Annotated in this window: 23 protein-coding genes; 11 read left to right on the top strand and 12 right to left on the bottom strand. The window is 43.5% G+C overall.

What is annotated here, in order from left to right:
* Window positions 1–123 precede the first annotated feature (123 nt).
* From QYT14_RS16790 to prmC, 7 genes are all read right to left on the bottom strand, one after another.
* Window positions 124–1,116, bottom strand: a complete 993-nt coding sequence (locus tag QYT14_RS16790) for an aldo/keto reductase (RefSeq protein ID WP_288325599.1) — start codon at window positions 1,114–1,116, stop codon at window positions 124–126.
* Between the two features lie 11 nt (window positions 1,117–1,127).
* Window positions 1,128–2,468: an argininosuccinate lyase gene (argH, locus tag QYT14_RS16785; RefSeq protein WP_288325598.1), complete on the bottom strand. Its 1,341-nt coding sequence runs from the start codon at window positions 2,466–2,468 to the stop codon at window positions 1,128–1,130.
* A gap of 12 nt (window positions 2,469–2,480) precedes the next feature.
* Window positions 2,481–2,906, bottom strand: coding sequence for an SRPBCC family protein (locus QYT14_RS16780; protein ID WP_288325597.1), 426 nt, complete (start codon window positions 2,904–2,906; stop codon window positions 2,481–2,483).
* Window positions 2,907–2,998: 92 nt separating this feature from the next.
* Window positions 2,999–3,637, bottom strand: coding sequence for an orotate phosphoribosyltransferase (gene pyrE / locus QYT14_RS16775; protein ID WP_237040766.1), 639 nt, complete (start codon window positions 3,635–3,637; stop codon window positions 2,999–3,001).
* A gap of 163 nt (window positions 3,638–3,800) precedes the next feature.
* Window positions 3,801–4,496: a phosphoribosyltransferase family protein gene (locus tag QYT14_RS16770; RefSeq protein ID WP_288325596.1), complete on the bottom strand. Its 696-nt coding sequence runs from the start codon at window positions 4,494–4,496 to the stop codon at window positions 3,801–3,803.
* A complete protein-coding gene (locus QYT14_RS16765; protein ID WP_237040764.1) occupies window positions 4,477–4,962 on the bottom strand; it encodes a regulatory protein RecX in 486 nt (161 codons plus the stop codon). Before QYT14_RS16765 ends, QYT14_RS16770 begins: the two co-directional genes overlap by 20 nt.
* Window positions 4,959–5,795 carry a peptide chain release factor N(5)-glutamine methyltransferase gene (prmC, locus tag QYT14_RS16760; RefSeq protein ID WP_288325595.1) on the bottom strand — a complete coding sequence of 279 codons (837 nt, stop codon included), beginning with the start codon at window positions 5,793–5,795 and terminating at the stop codon, window positions 4,959–4,961. The genes QYT14_RS16765 and prmC overlap by 4 nt, the downstream gene beginning before the upstream one ends.
* Window positions 5,796–5,841: 46 nt before the next feature.
* Between prmC and ribD the strand changes: the two genes are divergently transcribed.
* From ribD to QYT14_RS16720, 8 genes are all read left to right on the top strand, one after another.
* Entirely contained in the window at window positions 5,842–6,903 is a 1,062-nt protein-coding gene (gene ribD / locus QYT14_RS16755) for a bifunctional diaminohydroxyphosphoribosylaminopyrimidine deaminase/5-amino-6-(5-phosphoribosylamino)uracil reductase RibD (RefSeq protein ID WP_237040762.1), read from the top strand.
* A 113-nt stretch (window positions 6,904–7,016) separates the two neighbouring features.
* Window positions 7,017–8,429 (top strand): DUF6242 domain-containing protein, encoded by a 1,413-nt coding sequence (locus QYT14_RS16750; RefSeq protein ID WP_288325594.1) that lies wholly within the window; start codon window positions 7,017–7,019, stop codon window positions 8,427–8,429.
* A 14-nt stretch (window positions 8,430–8,443) separates the two neighbouring features.
* Window positions 8,444–9,175, top strand: coding sequence for an isoprenyl transferase (locus tag QYT14_RS16745; RefSeq protein ID WP_237040760.1), 732 nt, complete (start codon window positions 8,444–8,446; stop codon window positions 9,173–9,175).
* Window positions 9,176–9,186: 11 nt separating this feature from the next.
* Window positions 9,187–11,832 (top strand): outer membrane protein assembly factor BamA, encoded by a 2,646-nt coding sequence (gene bamA / locus QYT14_RS16740; RefSeq protein ID WP_237040759.1) that lies wholly within the window; start codon window positions 9,187–9,189, stop codon window positions 11,830–11,832.
* A gap of 22 nt (window positions 11,833–11,854) precedes the next feature.
* Window positions 11,855–12,370 (top strand): OmpH family outer membrane protein, encoded by a 516-nt coding sequence (locus QYT14_RS16735; protein WP_237040758.1) that lies wholly within the window; start codon window positions 11,855–11,857, stop codon window positions 12,368–12,370.
* A gap of 56 nt (window positions 12,371–12,426) precedes the next feature.
* Window positions 12,427–12,930, top strand: coding sequence for an OmpH family outer membrane protein (locus tag QYT14_RS16730; RefSeq protein ID WP_237040757.1), 504 nt, complete (start codon window positions 12,427–12,429; stop codon window positions 12,928–12,930).
* 96 nt (window positions 12,931–13,026) lie between these two features.
* Complete coding sequence (gene murI, locus QYT14_RS16725; RefSeq protein WP_288325593.1) at window positions 13,027–13,875, top strand: glutamate racemase; 849 nt, start codon at window positions 13,027–13,029, stop codon at window positions 13,873–13,875.
* 52 nt (window positions 13,876–13,927) lie between these two features.
* Window positions 13,928–14,800, top strand: coding sequence for a pyridoxamine kinase (locus QYT14_RS16720; RefSeq protein ID WP_237040755.1), 873 nt, complete (start codon window positions 13,928–13,930; stop codon window positions 14,798–14,800).
* Between the two features lie 22 nt (window positions 14,801–14,822).
* On the opposite strand, the gene QYT14_RS16715 is transcribed toward QYT14_RS16720, so the two are convergent.
* Genes QYT14_RS16715 through aroQ form a run of 5 tightly spaced genes read right to left on the bottom strand, consistent with a single transcriptional unit; the run spans window position 14,823 to window position 18,985 of the window.
* Complete coding sequence (locus tag QYT14_RS16715; RefSeq protein WP_288325592.1) at window positions 14,823–16,058, bottom strand: FtsX-like permease family protein; 1,236 nt, start codon at window positions 16,056–16,058, stop codon at window positions 14,823–14,825.
* A gap of 6 nt (window positions 16,059–16,064) precedes the next feature.
* Complete coding sequence (rbfA, locus tag QYT14_RS16710) at window positions 16,065–16,400, bottom strand: 30S ribosome-binding factor RbfA (RefSeq protein WP_005943802.1); 336 nt, start codon at window positions 16,398–16,400, stop codon at window positions 16,065–16,067.
* A 13-nt stretch (window positions 16,401–16,413) separates the two neighbouring features.
* The gene (locus QYT14_RS16705) at window positions 16,414–17,052 is read right to left on the bottom strand and encodes a class I SAM-dependent methyltransferase (protein ID WP_237040753.1); all 639 of its coding nucleotides are present in this window, start codon (window positions 17,050–17,052) and stop codon (window positions 16,414–16,416) included.
* Between the two features lie 11 nt (window positions 17,053–17,063).
* Entirely contained in the window at window positions 17,064–18,527 is a 1,464-nt protein-coding gene (pyk, locus tag QYT14_RS16700) for a pyruvate kinase (RefSeq protein ID WP_288325591.1), read from the bottom strand.
* Between the two features lie 35 nt (window positions 18,528–18,562).
* Window positions 18,563–18,985, bottom strand: a complete 423-nt coding sequence (gene aroQ / locus QYT14_RS16695) for a type II 3-dehydroquinate dehydratase (protein WP_237040751.1) — start codon at window positions 18,983–18,985, stop codon at window positions 18,563–18,565.
* Between the two features lie 67 nt (window positions 18,986–19,052).
* Between aroQ and xerD the strand changes: the two genes are divergently transcribed.
* The 3 genes from xerD (at window position 19,053) to QYT14_RS16680 (ending at window position 23,009) form a co-directional block, all read left to right on the top strand.
* Window positions 19,053–19,979: a site-specific tyrosine recombinase XerD gene (gene xerD, locus QYT14_RS16690; RefSeq protein ID WP_237040750.1), complete on the top strand. Its 927-nt coding sequence runs from the start codon at window positions 19,053–19,055 to the stop codon at window positions 19,977–19,979.
* A 160-nt stretch (window positions 19,980–20,139) separates the two neighbouring features.
* Entirely contained in the window at window positions 20,140–21,816 is a 1,677-nt protein-coding gene (locus QYT14_RS16685; RefSeq protein ID WP_288325590.1) for a tetratricopeptide repeat protein, read from the top strand.
* Window positions 21,817–21,953: 137 nt separating this feature from the next.
* Entirely contained in the window at window positions 21,954–23,009 is a 1,056-nt protein-coding gene (locus tag QYT14_RS16680) for a DUF4369 domain-containing protein (RefSeq protein ID WP_288325589.1), read from the top strand.

The following is a 23,009-nucleotide window of genomic DNA, read 5'->3' as shown; positions in this document are numbered from 1 at the left end:
ACTCGCGACCCTAACCTTGGCAAGGTTATGCTCTACCAACTGAGCTATTTCCGCGTTTTGTTTGACGGGTGCAAAGATAAGGAGTTTTATAATACCTACCAAATTTTGCACCCATTTTTTTATTTAAGAACGTAATATTCCTTCTATTTCAGCTAATTCATCATTTGAAAATGCCAGATTATCCAAGGCATGGAGGTTATCACTCAATTGCTTGACTGAGCTTGCGCCGACAATGACTGAAGTCATACGTTCATCTCTCAGCACCCAGGCCAATGCCATTTCCGCCAACGTCTGCCCGCGACGAACTGCTACTTCATTAAGACGGGCAGCCTTTTCTACCTTGTCAGCCGTTACTTGGTTGACTTTCAAAAAGCCGGTAACACGGGCTGCACGAGAGTGTTCAGGAATACCGTGCAGGTATTTATCAGTCAGCAACCCTTGAGCCAGCGGAGAGAAAGCTATAAAACCGGAGCCATACTGTGCCGCCAAAGCAAGAGTCCCCGCCTCCACCGCACGGTCGAACATATTATAGCGATATTGACTTATCAGACAAGGTGTACCGGCAGCTTTCATCATTTCATAAGCTACCCTCGCCTTTTCAGGCGGATATTTTGAGATTCCGATATATAGTGCTTTTCCCTGCCTTACTATATCAATCAACGCCTGAACGGTTTCTTCCACAGGTGTAATTCCATCATAGCGGTGACTATAAAAAATATCAAAATACTCCAAGCCCGTACGACGAAGACTCTGTTCTATACTTGCCATCAGGTTTTTACGTGAGCTGTTGCCTCCATAGGGACCCGCCCACATTTCATGCCCTGCCTTGGAAGAGATAATCATCTCATCACGGTAACCACGAAAATTCTCTTTCAGAATCTTGCCGAAATTTGTCTCTGCACTACCGGGAGCAGGGCCATAGTTGTTTGCCAAATCGAAATGAGTAACCCCATTGTCAAAGGCATATTTTACCATGTCGGCTGCTATCCCGAAATCGTCCACACTGCCAAAATTATGCCACAATCCCAATGAGATGCGCGGCAAAAACAGACCACTATTTCCACAGTTCCTATACTGCATTCTATCATAGCGTTCCGCTGAAGGTTGATATTCCATATCTTTATAATTTATCTGCCCAGCAGAGTTCTTTCCGCCTGTTCCATGGTAGAAAAGTTAAATCCGTCAACGACCTTTTCCATCAACAGGATAATCTTGTCGTTACACAGATTGCCGATGCTTCCTTCATGGGTGTGATGTACCTGCTTGTTGTGGGTGAACTTACCGGCTTCAATATCCAGTCCCACTTTCTTATAAGCATCGCGGAACGGCATTCCTTCGGCAGCCAAACGGTTCACCTCTTCCACGCTAAAGATGTATAGGTAACGGTCGTCATCCAAGATATGTCCGTTCACCTTTATCTTATCCATAATATAAGTGGTCATCTGCAAGCAGTCCTTCAGTTCTTGGAAAGCAGGCAGAAATACCTCTTTGATAATCTGTAAATCACGGAAGTATCCGGAGGGCAGATTATTCATAATCATCATAATCTGTTGCGGAAGCGCTTGAATTTTATTGCATTTGGCACGTGTCAGCTCAAACACATCCGGATTCTTCTTGTGTGGCATGATGCTGGAACCGGTCGTACATTCATCGGGCAGCTTCACAAAACCGAAATTCTGGCTACTAAACATACAAGCATCAAAAGCCAGTTTGGAAACTGTTCCGGCGATGGAAGCAAGAGCAAAAGCCACATTGCGTTCCATCTTTCCACGGCCCATCTGCGCATATACCACATTATAATTCATCGAGTCAAATCCTAGTAATCGGGTGGTCATCTCTCTGTCCAAAGGGAAAGATGAACCATATCCGGCTGCTGAGCCCAATGGATTGCGGTTGCACATCTTAAAGGCTGCCTGCAAAAACATCATATCATCCACCAGACTTTCGGCATAGGCTCCAAACCATAAACCGAATGAAGAAGGCATCGCTATCTGCAGATGGGTGTATCCCGGCATCAAGACATCTTTATATCTATTACTTTGAGAAATCAGCACATGAAACAACTGCTCTACTGCTTCGGCCACCTCTTTCAGTTGGGCACGAGTGAACAGTTTCAAGTCCACCAATACCTGGTCGTTGCGTGAACGTCCGCTATGAATCTTCTTGCCCACATCACCCAACTTACGGGTCAGCATCAGCTCCACTTGCGAATGTACATCTTCGATGCCATCTTCTATAACAAATTCGCCCCTTTCGGCAGAAGCATAAATATTCTTCATCTCAGCCAGCAGAGCCTGCAGTTCTCCGGCAGTCAGCAAACCGATACTCTCCAGCATCGTGATATGAGCCATAGAACCCAAAACATCATGTTTTGCCAAATAGAGATCCATTTCCCGGTCACGTCCTACGGTAAAACGGTCAATATCCTCATTTACCCGGACACTCTTTTCCCATAGTTTCTGAGCCATATTCTTTCTATATTAATAAGGTATCATTGATAACATATCAGCCAATTTCTCCACTCCTTCCTGCAAAGGTTTCGCTACCATCGCTTTCATAAACATATTCACTTCGGCACGGATGGTCACTTTCATTTTAGCTTCATTCTCATTCACCGGCAAAATCTGTATCCACAGATTTAAAGGAATCGGAGATTTGTCTCCTTCAAACTTGATACATTTGCAAGGATCACGTTCTATAATGCGCAAAGTGACATTCATTCCTTGCACGGTAAGTGTCAGCGAATCACGGTCGAACGTCATATCCTGAATCTTATCACCAATTTTCTCACGCATTTCGTCCATTCTCTCACGTATCGCTGCCAGATTATTCAAATCAGACAGCTTATCATATACACGTTCCTGACTATACGGAACATGCTTCACATTACTTTCATATTGAGCCATATCTCGACATTTATAAACAAAAAGAGAACAGTCCGAAGGAATAATCCTTCGAGCAGTTCTCTTTTAAATATATTTTAATCTTAAAGAATAAATTACTTTCCTGCATCCCAATGAGCCGGGTCTTTTCTCCATGCATCCAGAACGGGAACATCTTCTTCATTGATATATCCTGTCTTCAATGCAGCTTCCAAAACGGCTTCATAATTTGTCAAAGTCACTAAATTTACTTTCGCTTCCTTAAATGCTTCCACAGCAACAGGGAATCCATAAGTAAACGCTGCGACCATACCTATTACCTCACAACCGTCACGACGGATAGCCTCAACAGCTTTCAGGCTACTGCCACCGGTAGAGATAAGGTCTTCAATAACTACGACTTTCATACCCGGACGAAGTTCACCTTCAATCAGGTTTTCCAAGCCATGGTCTTTTGGAGTAGAACGAACATACACAAACGGAAGGTTCAGTTCATCTGCTACCAAAGCTCCTTGAGGAATAGCTCCTGTAGCAACACCGGCAATAGCATCCACTTGGCCGAATTTCTCCAGCACGATACGGCTAATCTCAAGTTTTACAAAATTACGAAGAGAAGGATACGAAAGAGTCTTGCGGTTATCACAATAGAAAGGCGACTTCCAACCGGAGGCCCAAGTAAAAGGATTAGCCGGCTGCAACTTAATAGCCTTAATCTTCAGTAATTTCTCTGCGAATAATTTTTCTAAAGTCTTCATAACTTAACTACATCTGATAAATATGTTGCAAAAATATAGAAATACATTGAGATAAAGAAAAAAGGAACAAGGTATTTTCCAAAAAAAATAAAAAGAAGGTCACGAGCTAATTTGGATTAACCGCTTTTATTTCTTCATACCGGCAACCGGTCGATGCAACGAGCTACCCCTGTCCGGCCAAAGCAAGGGTAAGTACACTGATGCGAACACCGGCAACACCTTTCAGCGCATCGGAAAAAGACACGATAGTGGCACCGGTGGTAAGCACATCGTCTATCAGCAAAACATGCTTGCCCTGCAATACTTCCGGAGTGTTACAAACAAAAATATCACAGACATTTTCCCATCGTTCATAGAGCCCTTTATGCGTCTGAGTTTCGGTGTACTTACACCTTTCCATCACATCCGGAAGCACCGGAATAGAAGTTACGCCTCCTACCCCTTTAGCAAGCCATTCACTCTGATTATAGCCGCGCAAATGCTCTTTTTTACGATGAAGCGGAACCGGAAGGATATAATCCACCCCTTCAAAAAAGCCGGAAGGCAATAGTTCGGCAGCCATATATCTCCCCAAAAACTCGCCTATTTCTTTGTTTCCATAATACTTCAGTTCATACAACAATTGCCTGACAACACTTCCTTTGGCATAATATAAAAACGAAGCGGCACGCTCCACCGGGAATTTCCCCCAGAAATTACGTTCCACCTCATTATTCTTTTGCAAGTGCAAATTCGTGCGTGGCAAAGCCGCCAAACAGCGGAAACATAAGAAGTGCTCATGCTTCATCAAATGTTCATCGCAAATGATACAACATTCGGGAAAGAACAAATCCCACAAATCAGTCCAAATACTCCACATCGGCATCTATCTGTTTCACACACCGAAGTATTTCTTCCATCTCAAAACCACGACCGATGGCAAAGCGAATCAATTTGCCATTGCGTTCATAGTCCGTATTTGCTTTGATGCTTCTCTTCTTCTGTTCTACAAGTCCCGAAAGAATGGACAAATATTCACTCTCGTCAATCTCTTCCAAGCCTAGGCTAATCACATCTGCCGGTATCTTTTTCAAGCGCAATGCCTGCACGATTTTCATCCGTCCCCATTGATTAAACCGATACTTATCACGTACAAAGGCAGCACAATAGCGCCGTTGGTCGATATATTTTTCCTTTATCAAATGTTCAATCACTCTGTCCTTTATTTCATGGTCCGCCCCCCATTGTTCGAGTTTTGCCTCTACTTCGGACACGCACCGCTCTACAGACGAGCAATAGGCTTCCGCCTTATTGCGAGCTTCGCTTTCGCTACATTCTTTCTTCATCTTATTGCCTTTATCATCCGGTCATTGCCGGATAAGTCTTTTCTTAATTCTACATGATGATACCCCAACCTTTCGAGCATACCTACCGTAGCGGCACCATAATCCCGGTTGATTTCAAAATAAAGCCTGCCGCCCGAAACCAACATTTCAAGCCCCAGCCCGGCTATTTTAGTATAGAAAAGCAAAGGTTGTTCATCAGGAACAAACAAGGCGATAGAAGGCTCCCACTCCAAAACATTGGCCTCCATAGCTACCTTTTCTTTTTCTGTAATATAAGGCGGATTGCTGACGATGATATCATACTGTTCTCCCGAAGGGAAGGCTTGCAAGACATTTTTCCGCTCCAACCGCACCTTTACATCATTTCGCTTGCAATTACGCCGTGCGACCTCCAACGCTCCGTCAGAAATATCCCATGACGCGACATGAGCTTGCGGCAAAAACTTAGCGAGAGCAACCGGTATACATCCGCTTCCGGTACCAATATCAAGCACCCGAAGTCCGTCCTCTTTATTATCCTTCAATATCCACTCAACCAGTTCTCCCGTTTCGGGACGAGGTATCAGCACATTTTCATCAACCTCAAACGAAAGTCCGTAAAACATTTCCATACCGATAATATATTGAACCGGTTCATATTTTTGCAAACGAATCAGAATATCATCTAATTGCTTCTGCTCATTTTCCGAAAAACTTCTATCTTTGCCTCCATACAGTTCGAGCACAGTGAACCCGAACACTTGCGTCAACAGCAATTTTGCCAAAGATGCTGCTTCGAAATCGGGATAGTAACCTGTGAGAGCTTGCTTTATATAATGTACAATAGGATTCATTAGCTGTTTAATTATATGCAAAAGTAGAAATTTAAACCGTATGGTTATGACAAAAGACGAAAAATATATATCCAGATGCCTGCAACTGGCACACAACGGCTTATGCACCACTGCCCCCAATCCCATGGTCGGGGCAGTGATTGTGCACAAAGACACTATTATAGGCGAAGGTTATCACATCCGATGCGGAGAAGCCCATGCAGAAGTAAATGCCATCCGTTCAGTAAAAGATGAGAGTCTTTTAAAGGAATCAACCATGTATGTCAGCCTGGAGCCTTGTTCTCATTATGGGAAAACACCTCCTTGCGCCGATCTTATTATAAAGAAAGGTATCCCTAGAGTCGTCGTAGGATGTATGGACCCCTTCTCTCTTGTTGCCGGACGAGGTATCGATAAATTGCGCCAAGCCGGAATAGAAGTAACAGTCGGAGTTTTGGAAGAAGAATGTCGCCGGCTCATCAAACGTTTCATTACTTTTAACACACAGAAACGTCCTTATATCACGTTGAAATGGGCGGAGTCTGCAGACGGTTTTATCGACATCAACCGCACAGAGGGAAAGCCGGTGGTCCTGTCAAGCCCCCTCACCGGGATGGTCGTGCATAAAAAAAGAGCCGAGCACGATGCTATCTTAATAGGGCGCCGGACAGCCTTGTTGGATAACCCTTCGCTGACCACCCGCAACTGGTATGGCAAGAATCCCGTCCGTCTGGTTATAGACAAGGACTTAACCCTTCCTCCCCATCTCTCGTTGTTCAACGAAGAAGTGCCGACTTACATATTCACACAAAAAGAGCCTCCCCAGCCCGATGCCAGGTTCATAGTCCTGGACTTCGGGCGTGACATCCTGCCACAGATAATGGCATTTCTATACGAGAAAAAGCTCCAGTCTTTACTGGTTGAAGGAGGTAGCATACTGCTTCAATCCTTTATTGATTCAGAATTGTGGGACGAAGCTTATATAGAGCAATCTCCCCTCTTCCTGAAAGACGGAGTTACAGCTCCCACTATTCAAAAAAAATACTTTAATAAGAGCGAAAGATACTTCGGAAGAGATTTTTTTCATGCCTGCCACCCACAGACTCACAGACAAAATGCGTCTGATTAGCAGATAAAAAGCGGAAGTTTATCTATAAATTAATATAAAACTTGTTCCAAAACTTCTATATAGAAAAAAATCTTCCTACTTTTGCGACTTGTAACAAAAAGACTCATTTGCAAATGAAAATAAAGTTTTTGACAGTTATCACAGGGCTGCTTATGGCCGCTTTTATGATTACATCATGTTTGAACGATGACGATAACGAAGTGACTCCAAGCTCGGAAGCCAGTATTACTGCTTTCTCGATTAAAGATAACATAGAGACCAAATACACCGCTACAGTTAACGGGAAAGACACAACACTGACAGCCATCGTGGAAGGCTCGGATTATCCTTTTATCATTGACCAGATAGAAAGACGTATCTATAATGCCGACTCACTTCCGGTAGGTACCAATGTCAGCAAGGTAGTGGTGGAAATCACTGCGGACACTCCTTATATTCTGATTGTAGCCGATAAGGATTCTTTGTGGACATCCAGCGACTCTTTGAATTTTGAAAGTCCTGTCAAGTTTAAGGTATTGGCGCAAAGCATGGAATATGGTGCAGTCTATACAGCTGAAATCAATGTCCATAAGCAGGAACCCGATTCATTGGTATGGTCTAATTTAAGCAGTGACTTCAACGGTAGTGCTATTCAGGCACAAAAGGCCGTTTATTTCAACGATAAGATTTATGTATTTGCGGTCCGTCAGGGCGAAGAACAAGTTGCCGTAACGACAACAAGCATCACCGACGGCCATAGTTGGAGTAGCTTGCAACCGTTGCCGTTCGGAGAGAAAGCTGACTATTCCACTGCCATGGCATGGGGAGACCATTTATACATTATTGCAGAAAATCAATTGTACCAGTCGGAAAATGGTACTGATTGGAGCAAAATAGAATCAGCACCCGCTTTGAAGATGTTGGTTTCAAACATCTATTCCCAAAACAATCCGGAAAAGAACAATAAATTGATAGCAATCAATACTAATAATGTTTTTGTCGAAACCCATAACGGAACAGAATGGACAGAACAGAAAAGTGTTCCTTACGGTTTTCCTGAAACCAGCCTGTCATTCGTTTCTTACCCTCTGAATACCAACAGTTCAATAGACCGTATGTTGGTTTTGGGAGAAAACCCGATTGCTACCGATACGACTTCGGTAGTATGGGGCCAGTTAAGCACAGAAAACACATGGGGCGACTATCCACCGGAAAAAGATAATTTGGACTTCTGTCCCAAATTGGCCAATATCGCCATGATACATTATAATAACCAATTATATGCATTTGGCGGTCCCGGCAAGAAAAATGGTTCCAACCTTGCACCCTTCAGCGCATTCTATGAATCGGTGAACAATGGCATTACTTGGAAGCAAGTGAAAAGATATGTATTCTTCCCCGAAGAATTTACCAACTTATACAAGCAAGCCGACGGCAACTATTCTTATGTAATCGACAAGAATGACTACCTGTGGATTATGTGGAGTAATTCCGGTCAGGTATGGCGAGGCAGAATCAACAAATTAGGCTTTAAGAAAAGTATATAAAACCAGAACGCGACATGCTATATAGAGAGCAAATAGACAAGAGCCGTGTACCGGCCCACGTAGCCATCATCATGGATGGCAATGGAAGATGGGCCAAGCAACGTGGGCAAAAACGAAGCTTCGGCCATCAGGCCGGTGCCGAGACTGTGCACATCATTGCTGAAGAAGCGGCCCGCTTGGGAGTCAAATACCTGACACTATACACCTTCTCTACTGAAAACTGGAATCGTCCCGTCGATGAAGTGGCTGCACTGATGAGCCTTCTCATGGACTCTATCGAAGAGGAAACCTTTATGAAGAACAATATCAGCTTCCGCATCATCGGTGACACCCAGAAACTACCGGCAGAGGTCTTGGAACGACTGAACCAATGCATCGAGCGAACTTCCGTCAATACCGGAATGTGTTTGGTTCTGGCCTTGAGCTATTCTTCCAAATGGGAGTTGACCGAAGCCATGAAACAAATAGCCACAGAAGTGCAAGACGGCAGACTGGCTATTGAAAACATAGACGACAAAGTAATAAGTGCGCACCTGAGTACCCACTTCATGCCCGACCCAGACTTATTAATCCGTACCGGAGGTGAAGTTCGTCTCAGCAACTACCTGCTATGGCAATGCGCTTATTCCGAGTTATATTTTTGCGATACTTTTTGGCCGGATTTCCGCGAAGAAGAGTTCTGCAAAGCCATTTGTGATTATCAACAGAGAGAACGCCGTTTCGGCAAAACCAGTGAACAAATATAAAGTTATATAAAATGCTATATCGTATTTCACTCATACTATTAACGCTTACATGTCTGTTTTGTTTCTCAGTCAGTAGCTACGCTCAAGAAGCAAATGTTCAAGAAAACGACAATCCGGTAATACTTTACTCTGGAACTCCCAAGAAATATGAAATCGGCGGAATCAAAGTCGAAGGGGTAAAGAACTATGAAGACTATGTGCTGATAGGTCTGTCAGGACTATCGGTAGGACAGGTAATTACCGTTCCTGGCGATGATATCACCTCAGCCGTAAAACGTTATTGGAAACATGGTCTGTTCTCTGACGTACAGATATTGGCTGAAAAGATTGTAGGCAATAAAATCTACCTGAAGATACTCTTGACACAACGTCCGCGTATCGCCGATATCCGTTACCATGGTGTGAAGAAGAGCGAAAGAGAAGACCTTGAAGCAAAATTGGGCTTGGTAAAGGGTAGTCAGATTACCCCTAACCTGATTGACCGCGCAAAAATCCTTATCAAAAAGCACTTTGACGAGAAAGGTTTCAAAAACGCCGAAGTGACAATTATCGAACGTGACCTTGCCGACAACAAAGAGCAGGTGGACGTAGATGTGATGATTGACAAGAAAGAAAAGGTAAAAGTACACCAGATTACCATCGACGGAAATACCGTTTTGACCGACAAGAAGTTGAAACGAGTAATGAAGAAGACAAACGAAAAGAATAAGCTTGCCAATATCTTCCGTTCAAAGAAATTCATCGAAGAGAAATACGAAGAAGACAAACAAAAGATTATTGATAAGTATAATGAGTTGGGTTATCGCGATGCTCAAATCGTAGTAGACAGCGTGACTCCTTATGACGACCGTACCGTAGATGTATATATGCGTATCGAAGAAGGTGACAAATATTATCTACGAAACGTCACATGGGTAGGCAATACCGTCTTCCCGGCTGATATGCTGGATGAACAATTCCGCATGAAGAGAGGAGATGTATACAACCAAAAGCTCATGAATGAGCGTTTGAGCGGAGACGAAGATGCTATCGGTAATAACTATTATAACCGCGGTTATGTGTTCTACAACCTTGACCCGGTAGAAGTGAATATCGACGGGGACTCTATCGACCTCGAAATGCGTATTCAGGAAGGTCCGCAGGCAAGTATCAACAAAGTGCGTATCAATGGTAACGACCGTCTATACGAAAATGTAGTGCGCCGTGAATTAAGAACACGCCCGGGTGATTTGTTCAGCAAAGAAGCTTTGGAACGTTCATATCGTGAAATTGCCCAGATGGGACACTTCAACCCTGAAAACATTCAACCGGATGTTCAACCGGATATGGCTAACGGTACGGTTGATATCAACTGGAACTTGGAATCGAAAGCCAATGACCAGGTGGAATTCTCTGCCGGATGGGGACAAACTGGTGTTATCGGTAAATTAAGTCTGAAGTTTACGAACTTCTCTATGGCCAACTTGTTCAATAAGAGTGATAATTACCGTGGATTCCTGCCTCAAGGTGACGGACAGACATTGACCATCAGCGGACAGACTAACGGTAGCTACTATCAGTCATACAGCGTATCGTTCTTCGATCCGTGGTTTGGAGGCAAACGTCCTAATTCATTCTCTGTTTCGGCGTTCTACTCCATTCAGACTGATATCAGCAGCAACTATTATAACTCCGCCTACATGAATAACTATTATAACTACATGTATGGTATGAATAATTATTATGGAGGAAGTTATGGCAATAACTATGAGTCATATTATGACCCGGATAAGTCTATCCAGATGTATGGAGCTTCTATCGGTTGGGGTAAACGCTTGAGATGGCCGGATGACTATTTTACACTGACCGCAGAATTGTCTTACCAGCGTTTCATCTTGAAAGACTGGAGCTACTTGTACATCAAGCTGAACAATGGCGAATATATGTCTACAGGTAGTTGCAACAACCTGAGTTTGGGATTCACCTTGGCACGTAACTCTACGGATAATCCGATATTCCCGCGTCGCGGTTCTGAGTTCTCGGCATCGGTACAACTGACCCCGCCGTACTCATTGTTCAGCAACAAGGATTATTCTACTTACGGAAAAGATGACTATGATGAAGCTGCAAGTATGTTCAACTGGATTGAATACCATAAATGGAAATTCAAAGCCAAGACGTATACAGCATTGACAGGCGCCTCAAAATGTCCGGTTATCATGACACGTGCAGAGTTCGGTCTGTTGGGTCACTATAACAAATACAAGAAGTCGCCGTTTGAAACATTCTATATGGGTGGTGACGGTATGACCGGATATAGTACAAGTTACGCTTCAGAAACCATAGCATTGCGTGGTTATGAAAACGGTGCTTTGACACCTTATGGTAGCGAGGGTTACGCCTATGTACGTTTAGGTGCTGAGTTGAGATATCCATTGATGTTGGAAAACTCAACAAGTATCTATGCATTAGGATTTGTTGAAGGCGGTAATGCTTGGACGGAAGTCGGCAAATTCAACCCATTCAGTTTGAAGCGTTCGGCCGGTGTCGGTGTCCGCATCTTCTTACCGATGATTGGTATGATGGGTATCGACTGGGCATACGGTTTCGATAAGATTAACGGTAGCAGCCAATATGGTGGCAGTCAGTTCCACTTTATCTTAGGACAAGAGTTTTAACAACCCATAAAACGAAGTGATTATGAAAAAGGCTATTCTATTATCTCTATTATTTGTGGCTTGTGCATTCACAGCCAGCGCGCAAAAATTTGCTTTGATTGATATGGAGTATATTCTAAAAAATATCCCTGCATACGAACAGGCAAATAACCAATTGAATCAGGCTTCCCAACAATATCAGGCTGAAGTAGAAGCTAAAGCTAAAGAAGCCGAAGCACTGTATAAGGAGTATCAGAAAGCAGCCTCTTCACTGTCGGCTGTACAGAAATCTCAGAAGGAGGAAGCGATTATAGCTAAAGAAAAAGAAGCTGCAGAGCTGAGAAAAAAATACTTTGGTCCGGAAGGAGAAATGGCTAAAAAACAACAAGCGCTGATTAACCCTATTCAGGACAAAATATATGAGGCAGTGAAGCAAATAGCCCAACAAAACGGATACGATGCAGTAGTCGACCGTTCATCTGCCCAAAGTATTATTTTTGCATCTCCGCGTATTGATATCAGCAATGAAGTGCTTTCAAAACTAGGATATTCAAATTAATTTCATACATTTGCACCTGATAATCAAATTTGCAATAACTAATAAAAAATAGAACTATGTTGAAGAAAATTGCTTTATTACTTTTACTTATCGCTCCAATGAGCGTATTTGCCCAAAAATTCGGTCATGTTAAATTTGCAGAGATTCTCACTGTAATGCCGGAATACACCAAAGCTCAGACTGACATTCAGGCTCAGCAAAAACAATACGAAGATGAAATGAAACGTGCTTCAGATGAATTGACTAAGAAATTCACTGAGTACCAACAAGAACAGGCTAACTTGCCTAAGAATATTCAGGAAAGACGCCAGAAAGAATTGCAGGAACTGAACGAAAAAGGTATGCAATTTCAAGCTGACGCTCAACAACAGTTGCAGAAAGCATACGCCGAAATGATGGAACCTATCTATAAGAAGATAGATGATGCCATCAAAGCAGTCGGACAAGAAGGCGGATATGTTTATATCTTCGACCTGAACAGAACTGATATTCCTTTTGTAAACGAGTCATTGTCTACAGACGTTACTCCGATAGTTAAAGGTAAATTAGGACTTAAATAATTAAGATAACCCCTTTGGGCACGGATTACACAGATTTCACGGACTCTCATAACCGTGTTAATCCGTGTAATCCGTGCCTTTTTATAGACCACTGTCATGAATCAACCATCTTCCCTTTCAACCGGTGCTGTCGGTATCTTTGACTCTGGGTATGGCGGACTGACTATTCTGGATAAAATCCGGGAATTCATGCCCGAATACGATTATATCTATTTAGGAGATAATGCGCGTACCCCTTACGGTACCCGATCGTTCGAAGTGGTCTATGAGTTCACCCTACAGGCGGTAAACAAACTCTTCGACTTGGGTTGTCCACTGGTTATATTGGCTTGTAACACCGCATCAGCCAAAGCGCTCCGCACAATCCAACAAATGAACCTGCCCAAATCAGACGACCCTACCCGCCGCGTACTCGGCGTGATACGGCCTACCGCCGAATGCATAGGAGACATCACCCGCACACGGCACATCGGCATACTTGCCACCGCCGGTACCATCAAGTCCGAATCCTATCCGCTGGAGGTGCATAAACTATTCCCCGACATAACAGTGACCGGTCTGGCCTGCCCCATGTGGGTGCCATTGGTTGAAAACAATGAATTCCGGTCTCCTGGCGCAGATTACTTTGTGAAGCAATATATCGACCGTCTGCTGGAAGCAGACCCTCAAATAGACACCATCGTTTTGGGATGCACCCATTATCCGTTGCTCATAGATAAAATCAAACAGTTTACCCCTCCCCACGTACAAATTGTAGCACAAGGAGAATATGTGGCACACAGCTTGCGCAGTTATCTAGACCGCCACACAGAGATGGACACTCGTTGCACCAAAGGCAGCAGTTGCCGTTTTCTGACGACCGAGAGTCCGGGTAAGTTTGAAGAATCCGCTTCCATCTTCTTGCGCCAGGAGAATATAGAAGTAGAAAGTATAACTTTGGAATAACCTTTTGCTCCTTCCGGCTGTTATAGCATCATTACCTATTTATGAAAAGATTATGTATGCAAACAAAGTAAAGAAAATAGCTGCCGTACACGATTTGTCCGGTGCAGGGCGTGTCTCGCTGACCGTCGTCATTCCCATCCTCTCCTCGATGGGCTTTCAAGTCTGTCCGCTTCCCACGGCAGTATTATCCAGCCACACTCAGTATCCTCATTTCTCTTTCCTCGACCTGACGGACGAGATGCCCAAGATTATTGGCGAGTGGAAAGAGTTGGGAGTACAGTTTGATGCCATTTATACAGGCTATCTGGGCTCGCCCAGACAGATTCAAATCGTATCGGGATTTATTAATGACTTCCGCCAACCGGACAGTCTCATCGTTATCGACCCCGTATTGGGTGACAATGGCAAACTATATACCAACTTCGACAAGGAGATGATTATCGAAATGCGCCATCTCATCACTCAGGCCGATGTCATTACTCCCAACCTGACCGAGCTGTTCTATCTGCTGGACAAGCCCTACAAAGCCGAAAACTCAGATGAAGAACTAAAAGCCTACCTGCACGAACTATCGGACAAAGGTCCTGAGACCGTCATCATTACCAGTATTCCGGTACAAGGCGACCCACGGAAGACTTCTGTATACGCCTATAATCGTTCGAGTGACCGCTATTGGAAAGTAACCTGTCCTTACCTGCCTGCCCACTATCCGGGCACGGGAGATACATTTACAAGCGTCATTACCGGTTCTTTAATGCAAGGCGACAGCCTACCAATTGCGTTAGACCGTGCCACACAATTTATTTTGCAAGGCATCCGTGCCACGTTCGGTTACGAATATGACAATCGGGAAGGTATCTTATTGGAAAAAGTGCTTCATAATCTGGATATGCCTATCCAAATCAGCAGTTACGAACTAATCTAACGTAGAAATAAGAAAAAAGCAATTACAACAGGCGGCGGCTGAGATAACGCACAGGATACCAGACAGAAAGGAAGCCTACCACCAATACAGTAAGGAACACCAATACAATGTCCCAGGCATGGACACTGACCGGATAGGCATCCACCACAAAGTTTCCGGCAGCTCCTGAGCCGCCTCCCAATGCAATCAAGCCGAACTCCTGTTGGATAAAGCATAAAGCCAGCCCCAATCCGACCCCGATGATGGCCCCGAAGAACGAAATCATACGTCCTTCAAGCAAAAATATCCGTGTAATCAGTTTATCGTTTGCCCCCAAATTGCGCAATGTCACCACATCCGCCCTCTTATCAATAATAAGCATGGAAAGAGAACCTATCACATTAAAACACGCAATCATCAGAATAAAAGTCAGGAACAGATAAGAGATGAGTTTCTCTATCTCCATAATGCGAAACGTGTCCACCTGCTGTTCATACCGATCCTGCACCTGGAAACCGTCACCCAAAATCGCCTGTATCTTCTTCTTGGCACTACCGATATTGATACCGGGCTTTAATCTTAGTTCTACCGAGCTCACCTCCGTATCATATTGAAACAGCCTACGGGCGAATTGTAGTGAAGTCAGAATATATGAGGCATCATATTTTTGCTGATTCACAGCAAACACCAGCCCGCTAGAGAACAAATTAGCCGAGTTGAAACTGGCTGCCGGATTAGCCATATTGACCTTTGCCCCCCGCTTGGGAGCATAAATTTCCAACGGATCCAGAAAACGGATTCCCGTACCGAGTATCGAAACCAGCTCGATGCCCGGAATAGCATAATCAGCCACCTCATCATGAAGCAACAGTTCCCCCCGTCCAAAAAGGATACTGTCTATGGGTGTCAGCCGGTCAAAATTATCTTCCACCCCTTTTATCACAGCCATAGTCTGTCGGCCTTTATACTGAACCATTGCATTCTCCTCCAATGATTCGGAAAAGACAGCCACCTCAGGCAACCTCTTCAACTCCAGAATACGCTCATCCTGCCCGTCAAAAACCTTTCCGACAGTTGCCGTAATCTTCAATTCCGGATCAAAAGCAGTGAAAAAGGTAGCCACCACATCCTGAAATCCATTAAATACAGACAATGTACATACCATTGCCAATGTAGCCAAAGCTACTCCGCAAACCGAAATAGCTGATATAACATTGATGGCATTGTGCGACTTCTTAGAGAAAAGGTAACGCTTCGCTATATAAAAGGGGAAATTCACCGTTGGTTATTTTTTCAACAGTTCATCAATACGTTCGACATAATCCAACGAATCATCCACAAAGAACTTAAGTTCGGGAATAATACGCAACTGATGGCGTACACGCGTACCCAGTTCAAAACGGATAGACTTCATATTATCATTGATATTCTTCACTATTTCCTGACTCTTCTCTGAAGGGAACACACTGAGATAAACACGCGCTATACTCATATCAGGGCTGATGCGAACTGCACTTACCGATACCAATACACCGTTCATCGCTTTAGTCTGAAGCAGGAAAATCTCGCTTAATTCTTTCTGAATAAGACGGGAAATCTTATTTTGTCTGGTCGTTTCCATATTACTATTTATTTTATTTCTTTCTTATTATTGTCAGTCCGTCACGCAACGGCAGAATCACTTTCTCTACCCTTGAGTCAGCCGCCACCAAATCATTAAACTTCTTGATACCGATAGTCTGAAGGTCGGTGTGATGCGGCTCTTCCAACACATGGCCGTCCCACAGCGTATTGTCGGCTATGATATAGCCACCCGGCGAAAGCATCTTCAACACCAGCTCATAATATTCGATATACTTACGCTTGTCACCGTCTACAAACGCCAAATCAAACATAATGTTCATATCCGGCAATAACTGCAATGCATCGCCGATATAGAATCTTATCTTGTCAGCATAAGGTGAACCTTCCAGCCACGGACGGGTAAAGTCCTCCTGCTCATCATTAATCTCAAAAGTATGCAACACGGCCCCTTCTTCGAGCCCTTCGGCCAAACATAATGCGGAATAACCGCTGTAAGTACCTATTTCGAGCACCTGACGAGGACGTATCATCCGTACAAACATTGTAAGCATACGCCCCTGCAGATGGCCCGAAGCCATGCGGGGACGCAATAACTTGACGTGCGTATCACGATAAAGAGCCTTCAGATAATCACTTTCTTCATCGATATGCTGAAGGATATATTCGTCAATAGCATCCGTTTCTTTCATGCCGGCCGGTATTATAAATAACGGTTACGGTTGGGAAGCACATAATCCATTGCATACTTCAGCACATCTCCCACCACATTGATTTCGAGGAATGAAGTCTGCGTTCCTTGCTTACCGCTACTCAGGTATGCCACCATGTCGCTCTCACACAAAACACCGTCGTCCAACAACTTGCGCAAAGCAGCAAAGTAGTAAGCCTGCCCATTTGCCTTTTCAGGCATATAGATAGCCTCTACACCATAAGACAAAGCCAGATGGCGCATGGTTTTTTCTTTATAACAGATAGCCAATACCGGGTACTTTCCACGGAAAGCTGCAATGTTACGAGCTGTACGTCCACTGAAACTATCGGTTATGATAGCACGGATATTCAATTTGCTGGTCGACTTCACAGCCTGTTTTGCAAGAAATGCAGTCACATCATTAGAAGACTCATCCAGCGGAATCCGGATATCATTTTCCGACAATTTATCTTTCTCTGCCTGGGCAGCCACCTTCGTCATGGTCTTTACTGCTTCCACCGGATATTTTCCGTATGCAGTCTCACCGCTCAACATCAATGCATCCGTCCGATAATAAATGGCATTGGCAATATCAGTGACCTCCGCACGGGTAGGACGCGGATTATTAATCATGGTATGCAACATCTGGGTAGCCACGATTACCGGTTTCTTGGCCAAAATACATTTACGGATTAACATACGTTGGATGCCCGGAATACGCTCTTGCGGAACTTCAATACCCAAATCTCCACGCGCTACCATCACACCATCCGCCACTTCCAGAATCTCGTCGATGTTGTCAACACCCTCCTGATTCTCAATCTTGGCAATAACCTTGATATCACTACCATAGGTATCCAATATCTGACGGATATCCAATACATCCTGCTTGTTTCTGACAAAAGAGTGAGCGATATAATCAATATCCTTCTCGATAGCATACAATATATTGTTACGGTCTTTTTCCGTCAACGAAGGAAGATTGATGCGGACACCCGGAACATTCACACTTTTACGATTACCCAAAGTAGCCTCGTTCTGCACCTCACAAACCAAATATTCATCCGTCTTATCTACTACACGCAACTCCAAATCACCATCATCAATCAGAATATCACCATCCACCTGAAGGTCATGCACAAAACCGGGGTAAGACACAGCAATACACTCACGAGTCGTTTCCTGACTAGGATTCCCTACAATCTTCACACGGTCACCGATGTTATAAGGAATAGGTTCACCACCTGCAATGACAGTTGTACGCACTTCAGGCCCTTTTGTATCCATCAATATAGCAATGCGATTGGAAACCTCACGCACATTTTTAATCAACTTCTCGAAACCTTCACGCGAAGCATGCGCCGTGTTCATACGAACCACATTCATACCTGCCTTGAATAAGTCTCTAATAAATTCAACTTCGCAACGCTCATCTGAGATGGACGCCACGATTTTTGTCTGTTTCAACATCATAATCTTATCACCTTATTATATACGTACCTAAAATTTTATTTCTTCATCAACAACGCCTCTATCGCCAATCGATAGGAATCCAGTCCGAACCCGCAAATCACTCCCAGACAAGCACATGAAATCATTGATTTATGTCTGAACTCCTCACGGGCATGCACATTCGAGATATGCACTTCAATCACCGGGGCCGTCACAGCCCGTATAGCATCCTGCAAAGCAATGGAAGTATGAGTATATGCTCCGGCATTCAACACAATACCGTCATAGTCAAACCCCACCTCATGAATCTTATTTATCATCTCTCCCTCCACGTTCGACTGATAATATTCAATCTCAATATTGTGATAAGCACGTTTCAAATCCGCCAAATAGTCTTCAAATGAAACAGCCCCATAAATGGAAGGTTCACGTTTGCCTAATAAATTGATATTAGGCCCATTAATAATTTGTATTTTCATATTTAATGCTTTGTCTGAACTTTTAATACCTTTGCAGGGAATTTGGGCACAAAGTTAGAAAAAAGAAATGAAAAGAACCGAGAAAACAGATAAGATATTAGCGAAATACAAGCAATATTTAAAGTTGGAGAAGTCTCTATCTACCAATACGGTAGATGCTTATCTCACAGATTTAGACAAACTAATGGCCTATCTGACCCTTGAAAATCTCCATCCTTTGGAGGTGACATTAGAACATCTGGAAACATTTTCAGCCGGACTGCGTGACATCGGTATCCACCCCCGTTCGCAGGCACGCATCCTGTCGGGTATCCGGTCTTTTTATCATTTCCTTGTGCTCGAAGACTATCTGGAAGCCGACCCAACCGAACTGCTTGAGTCTCCGCAAACAGGCTTCAAACTGCCCGAAGTACTCACCGTAGAAGAGATAGACCGTCTTATAGAGAGCATAGACAGAGGCACCAAAGAAGGGCAACGAAACCGAGCTATCCTCGAAACGCTCTATAGCTGCGGGCTCCGTGTATCCGAACTTTGCAACCTGAAATTGTCCGACCTGTACTTAAATGAAAATTTCATCAAGGTAGAAGGAAAAGGAAGCAAACAACGCCTGGTCCCCATCTCCCCACGTGCTGTAAAAGAAATTAATCTATATTTCCCCGACCGCAACTTAATGAAAATAAAACCCGGTTTCGAGGATTTTCTGTTCATCAGCAATTTTGGGAAAAACATCTCGCGCATCATGGTTTTCCACATTATCAAAGAACTGGCCGGACGCACCGGTTTGAAAAAGACCATCAGCCCCCATACCTTCCGCCATTCCTTTGCCACCCACTTGCTCGAAGGAGGGGCAAATTTACGTGCCATCCAATGTATGTTGGGGCACGAAAGTATCGGAACTACAGAAATTTATACACACATTGACCGCAATATGCTACGCAGTGAAATCATTGAGCATCATCCTCGCAACATCAAATTCAGAGAGGAACATAAATAAAGTGTTCATTTCTACGTCCTTTTTTAAGATATTTTGAAAAAAAAGGCCCATTTAAAGTTAGCAGATAATAGAGTTTTTTCTATCTTTGCACCCAAAGATGCATACAAAAACGCGGCTTTAGTAGAAATTACATTACAAACGTTAAATAATTAAAGTAACTATGATTAAAAAGTTGTATTTGCCCCTAGTGGCTTTATTGGTCCTTGCCCTGTCATCATGCGGCAAGATGGGAGAATTGTCTTCTGACTATTTCACAACTAACCCTGAAGTGCTTGAAGCAATCGGTGGTAAAGTGCCTGTAACTATCAATGGTAAGTTCCCCGAAAAGTACATGAAGAAAAAAGCTACTGTTGAAGTAACTCCGGTATTAAGATGGAAAGGTGGCGAAGCTAAAGGTCAGCCCGCTGTATTCCAAGGTGAAAAAGTAGAAGGAAACGGACAGACTATTTCTTATAAGGTAGGTGGTAGCTATACTATGAAAGCTTCTTTCGACTATGTTCCCGAAATGGCTAACTCTGAATTATATCTTGATTTCAAAATCACAAAAGGCAAAAAGACATATACCATTCCTTCTGTGAAAATTGCAGACGGTGTAATCGCTACTTCTGAATTGCCTACTGCTGCCAGCTCAAATGCATCTTATGCAAACGACGCTTTCCAACGCATCATCAAAGACGCTCAGACTGCCAACATCATGTTCTTAATCCAACAGGCTAACTTACGCAACAGCGAATTGAATTCAGACGATATGAAAGAATTCCACAAGAAAGTTGCTGAAGTAAACGCTGACACTAAGAACTACAAATTGAACAACATCGAAATCTCTGCATACGCTTCTCCTGACGGTGGTGTTAAACTGAATACAGGTTTGGCTGAAAACCGTGAAGGTAACACAGAAAAGTATATGCAACGTCAATTGAAGAAAGGCAAAATCGATACTAACCTCGATGCAAAATATACTGCACAAGACTGGGAAGGTTTCCAGGAATTGGTTTCTAAATCAAACTTGCAGGATAAAGACTTGATTTTGCGCGTTCTTTCTATGTATCAGGATCCTGAACAAAGAGAAGCTGAAATCAAGAACATCTCTTCAGTTTACAAAACTTTGGCTGACGAAATCCTGCCTCAGTTGCGTCGTGCACGTCTGACTGCCAACTATGACATCATCGGCCGCAGCGATGACGAAATCAACGAAGCATTCAACACAGATGCTAAAGTATTGAGCGTAGAAGAATTATTGTATGCTGCTACTTTGACTAACGACAACGCTCGCAAAGAAGCTATCTTCACTAAGACTACTCAGTTGTATCCTAACGATTTCCGTGCTTACAACAACTTAGGTGAAATGGCATTTGCTGCCGGTGACGCTGCCAAAGCAGAATCTTACTTCAAACAAGCTGCTTCTAAGAACGCTAACGCTCCTGAAGTAAACGCTAACCTTGGTCTTTGCGAATTGGTTAAGGGTAATGTAGCTGCTGCTGAATCTTACTTAGGTAAGGCTACAGGTGCTAACGCTGCTAACGAAGCTCTTGGTAACCTGTACATCAAACAAGGTCAGTATGACAGAGCTGTAAACGCATTCGGTGACGCTAAGACTAACAGTGCTGCTCAAGCTCAGATTTTGGCTAAGGACTACAACAAGGCAAAAGCTACTTTGTCTGCTATCAAGAATCCTGATGCAATGACTGATTACTTAATGGCTATCGTTGGTGCCCGCACTAACAACGCTTCATTGGTAAGCAGCAGCATTAAGAGCGCAATCGCTAAGGACGCTTCAATAGCTCAGAAAGCTGCAAACGACCGCGAATTCGCTAAATTTGCTGATTCTATCAAATAATCGGACTATCTAAAATAGCCAAATAAACAGACCGGGATATCCATTTAAAGGATATCCCGGTTTTTTTATGCAAAATAACTTCTATTTATACCGCCCATTACCTGCAAAATGAGTATTTTCGCAGAAAATAATTTAAGATGAAAAAATTATCTTTTCTTTTCCTTGCGCTCATACTCCTGCTGACCGGTTGCGGCAAGAAGAGCACTTTCACTTTAAAAGGGAATATCAGCGGCTTGTCTTCTGATACCATACTCGTTTTCTATCAGGAACCCAACTATAAACTGGACACAATTATCGCCCAAAACGGAAAATTCAATTACACCATTACCCCCGATACTTTCACCATCTTCTCATTGCTGCTCAGTGATAAAGAAACACTTCCCGTGTTTGCCGACAAAGGAGAAAGCGTGACATGGGACGGTACCCCCAGAGATATACAAATCAAAGGGAAAGGCGACAACGAAAGAATGGCATATATCTTGCAAACCATCAAGGAGGCAAAAGCAGACAGCCTTATGTTCACGGTAGACCGCCTCATCAAAGAAAATCCCCATTCATTTGCCAACATCTATCTGATAGAACAATATTACGTGCAAGACAGTCTTCCCGACTATACGCGGATGGATGAATTGATACAGGGACTAAGCGGGAGCATCAAGGATACCCCCTACATGATTGACCTTCAGGCCAAGCTGAAAGAAAAGAACGAACTGAACCGGCAGAGCCTAAACACGATTTCCTGTACCGATAAAAATGGGAAAAGCATCGGCTGGAAAGAAATGAAAGACAAATATGTCCTTCTCGATTTCTGGGCAAGCTGGAACAAAGAAAGCGTAGCGGCACAGGATTCACTGGTCGCCGTGCAGAAAGCACTGAAAAAAGAAAAATTCATCATTGTCAGCCTGTCACTGGACTTAGACAAGAAAGAATGGCTGAAAGCATGCGACAAAGACACAATCCAATGGAAACAAGTATGCGACTTTAAAGGCTGGGACAACTCCATCGTCAAGCAACAAGGCATCACCCGCCTGCCCTCCAATCTGCTGATAGCCCCCAATAAACGAGTTATCGCCAGAGACATCAGAGGAAAAGAACTAATAGACAAAGTAAAACAACTTATAGAGCAAGACAAAGAAAAAGAGAAAGCCGCAAAAGCAGCCGAAAGAGAAAAGGCTCGTAAGAAGAAAAAATAA

This window comes from uncultured Phocaeicola sp. (assembly GCF_948499155.1).
Taxonomy (GTDB): Bacteria; Bacteroidota; Bacteroidia; order Bacteroidales; family Bacteroidaceae; genus Phocaeicola; species Phocaeicola faecalis.
Note: the sequence above shows the minus strand (reverse complement) of the source record. Positions and strands in the feature narration are given on the sequence as shown.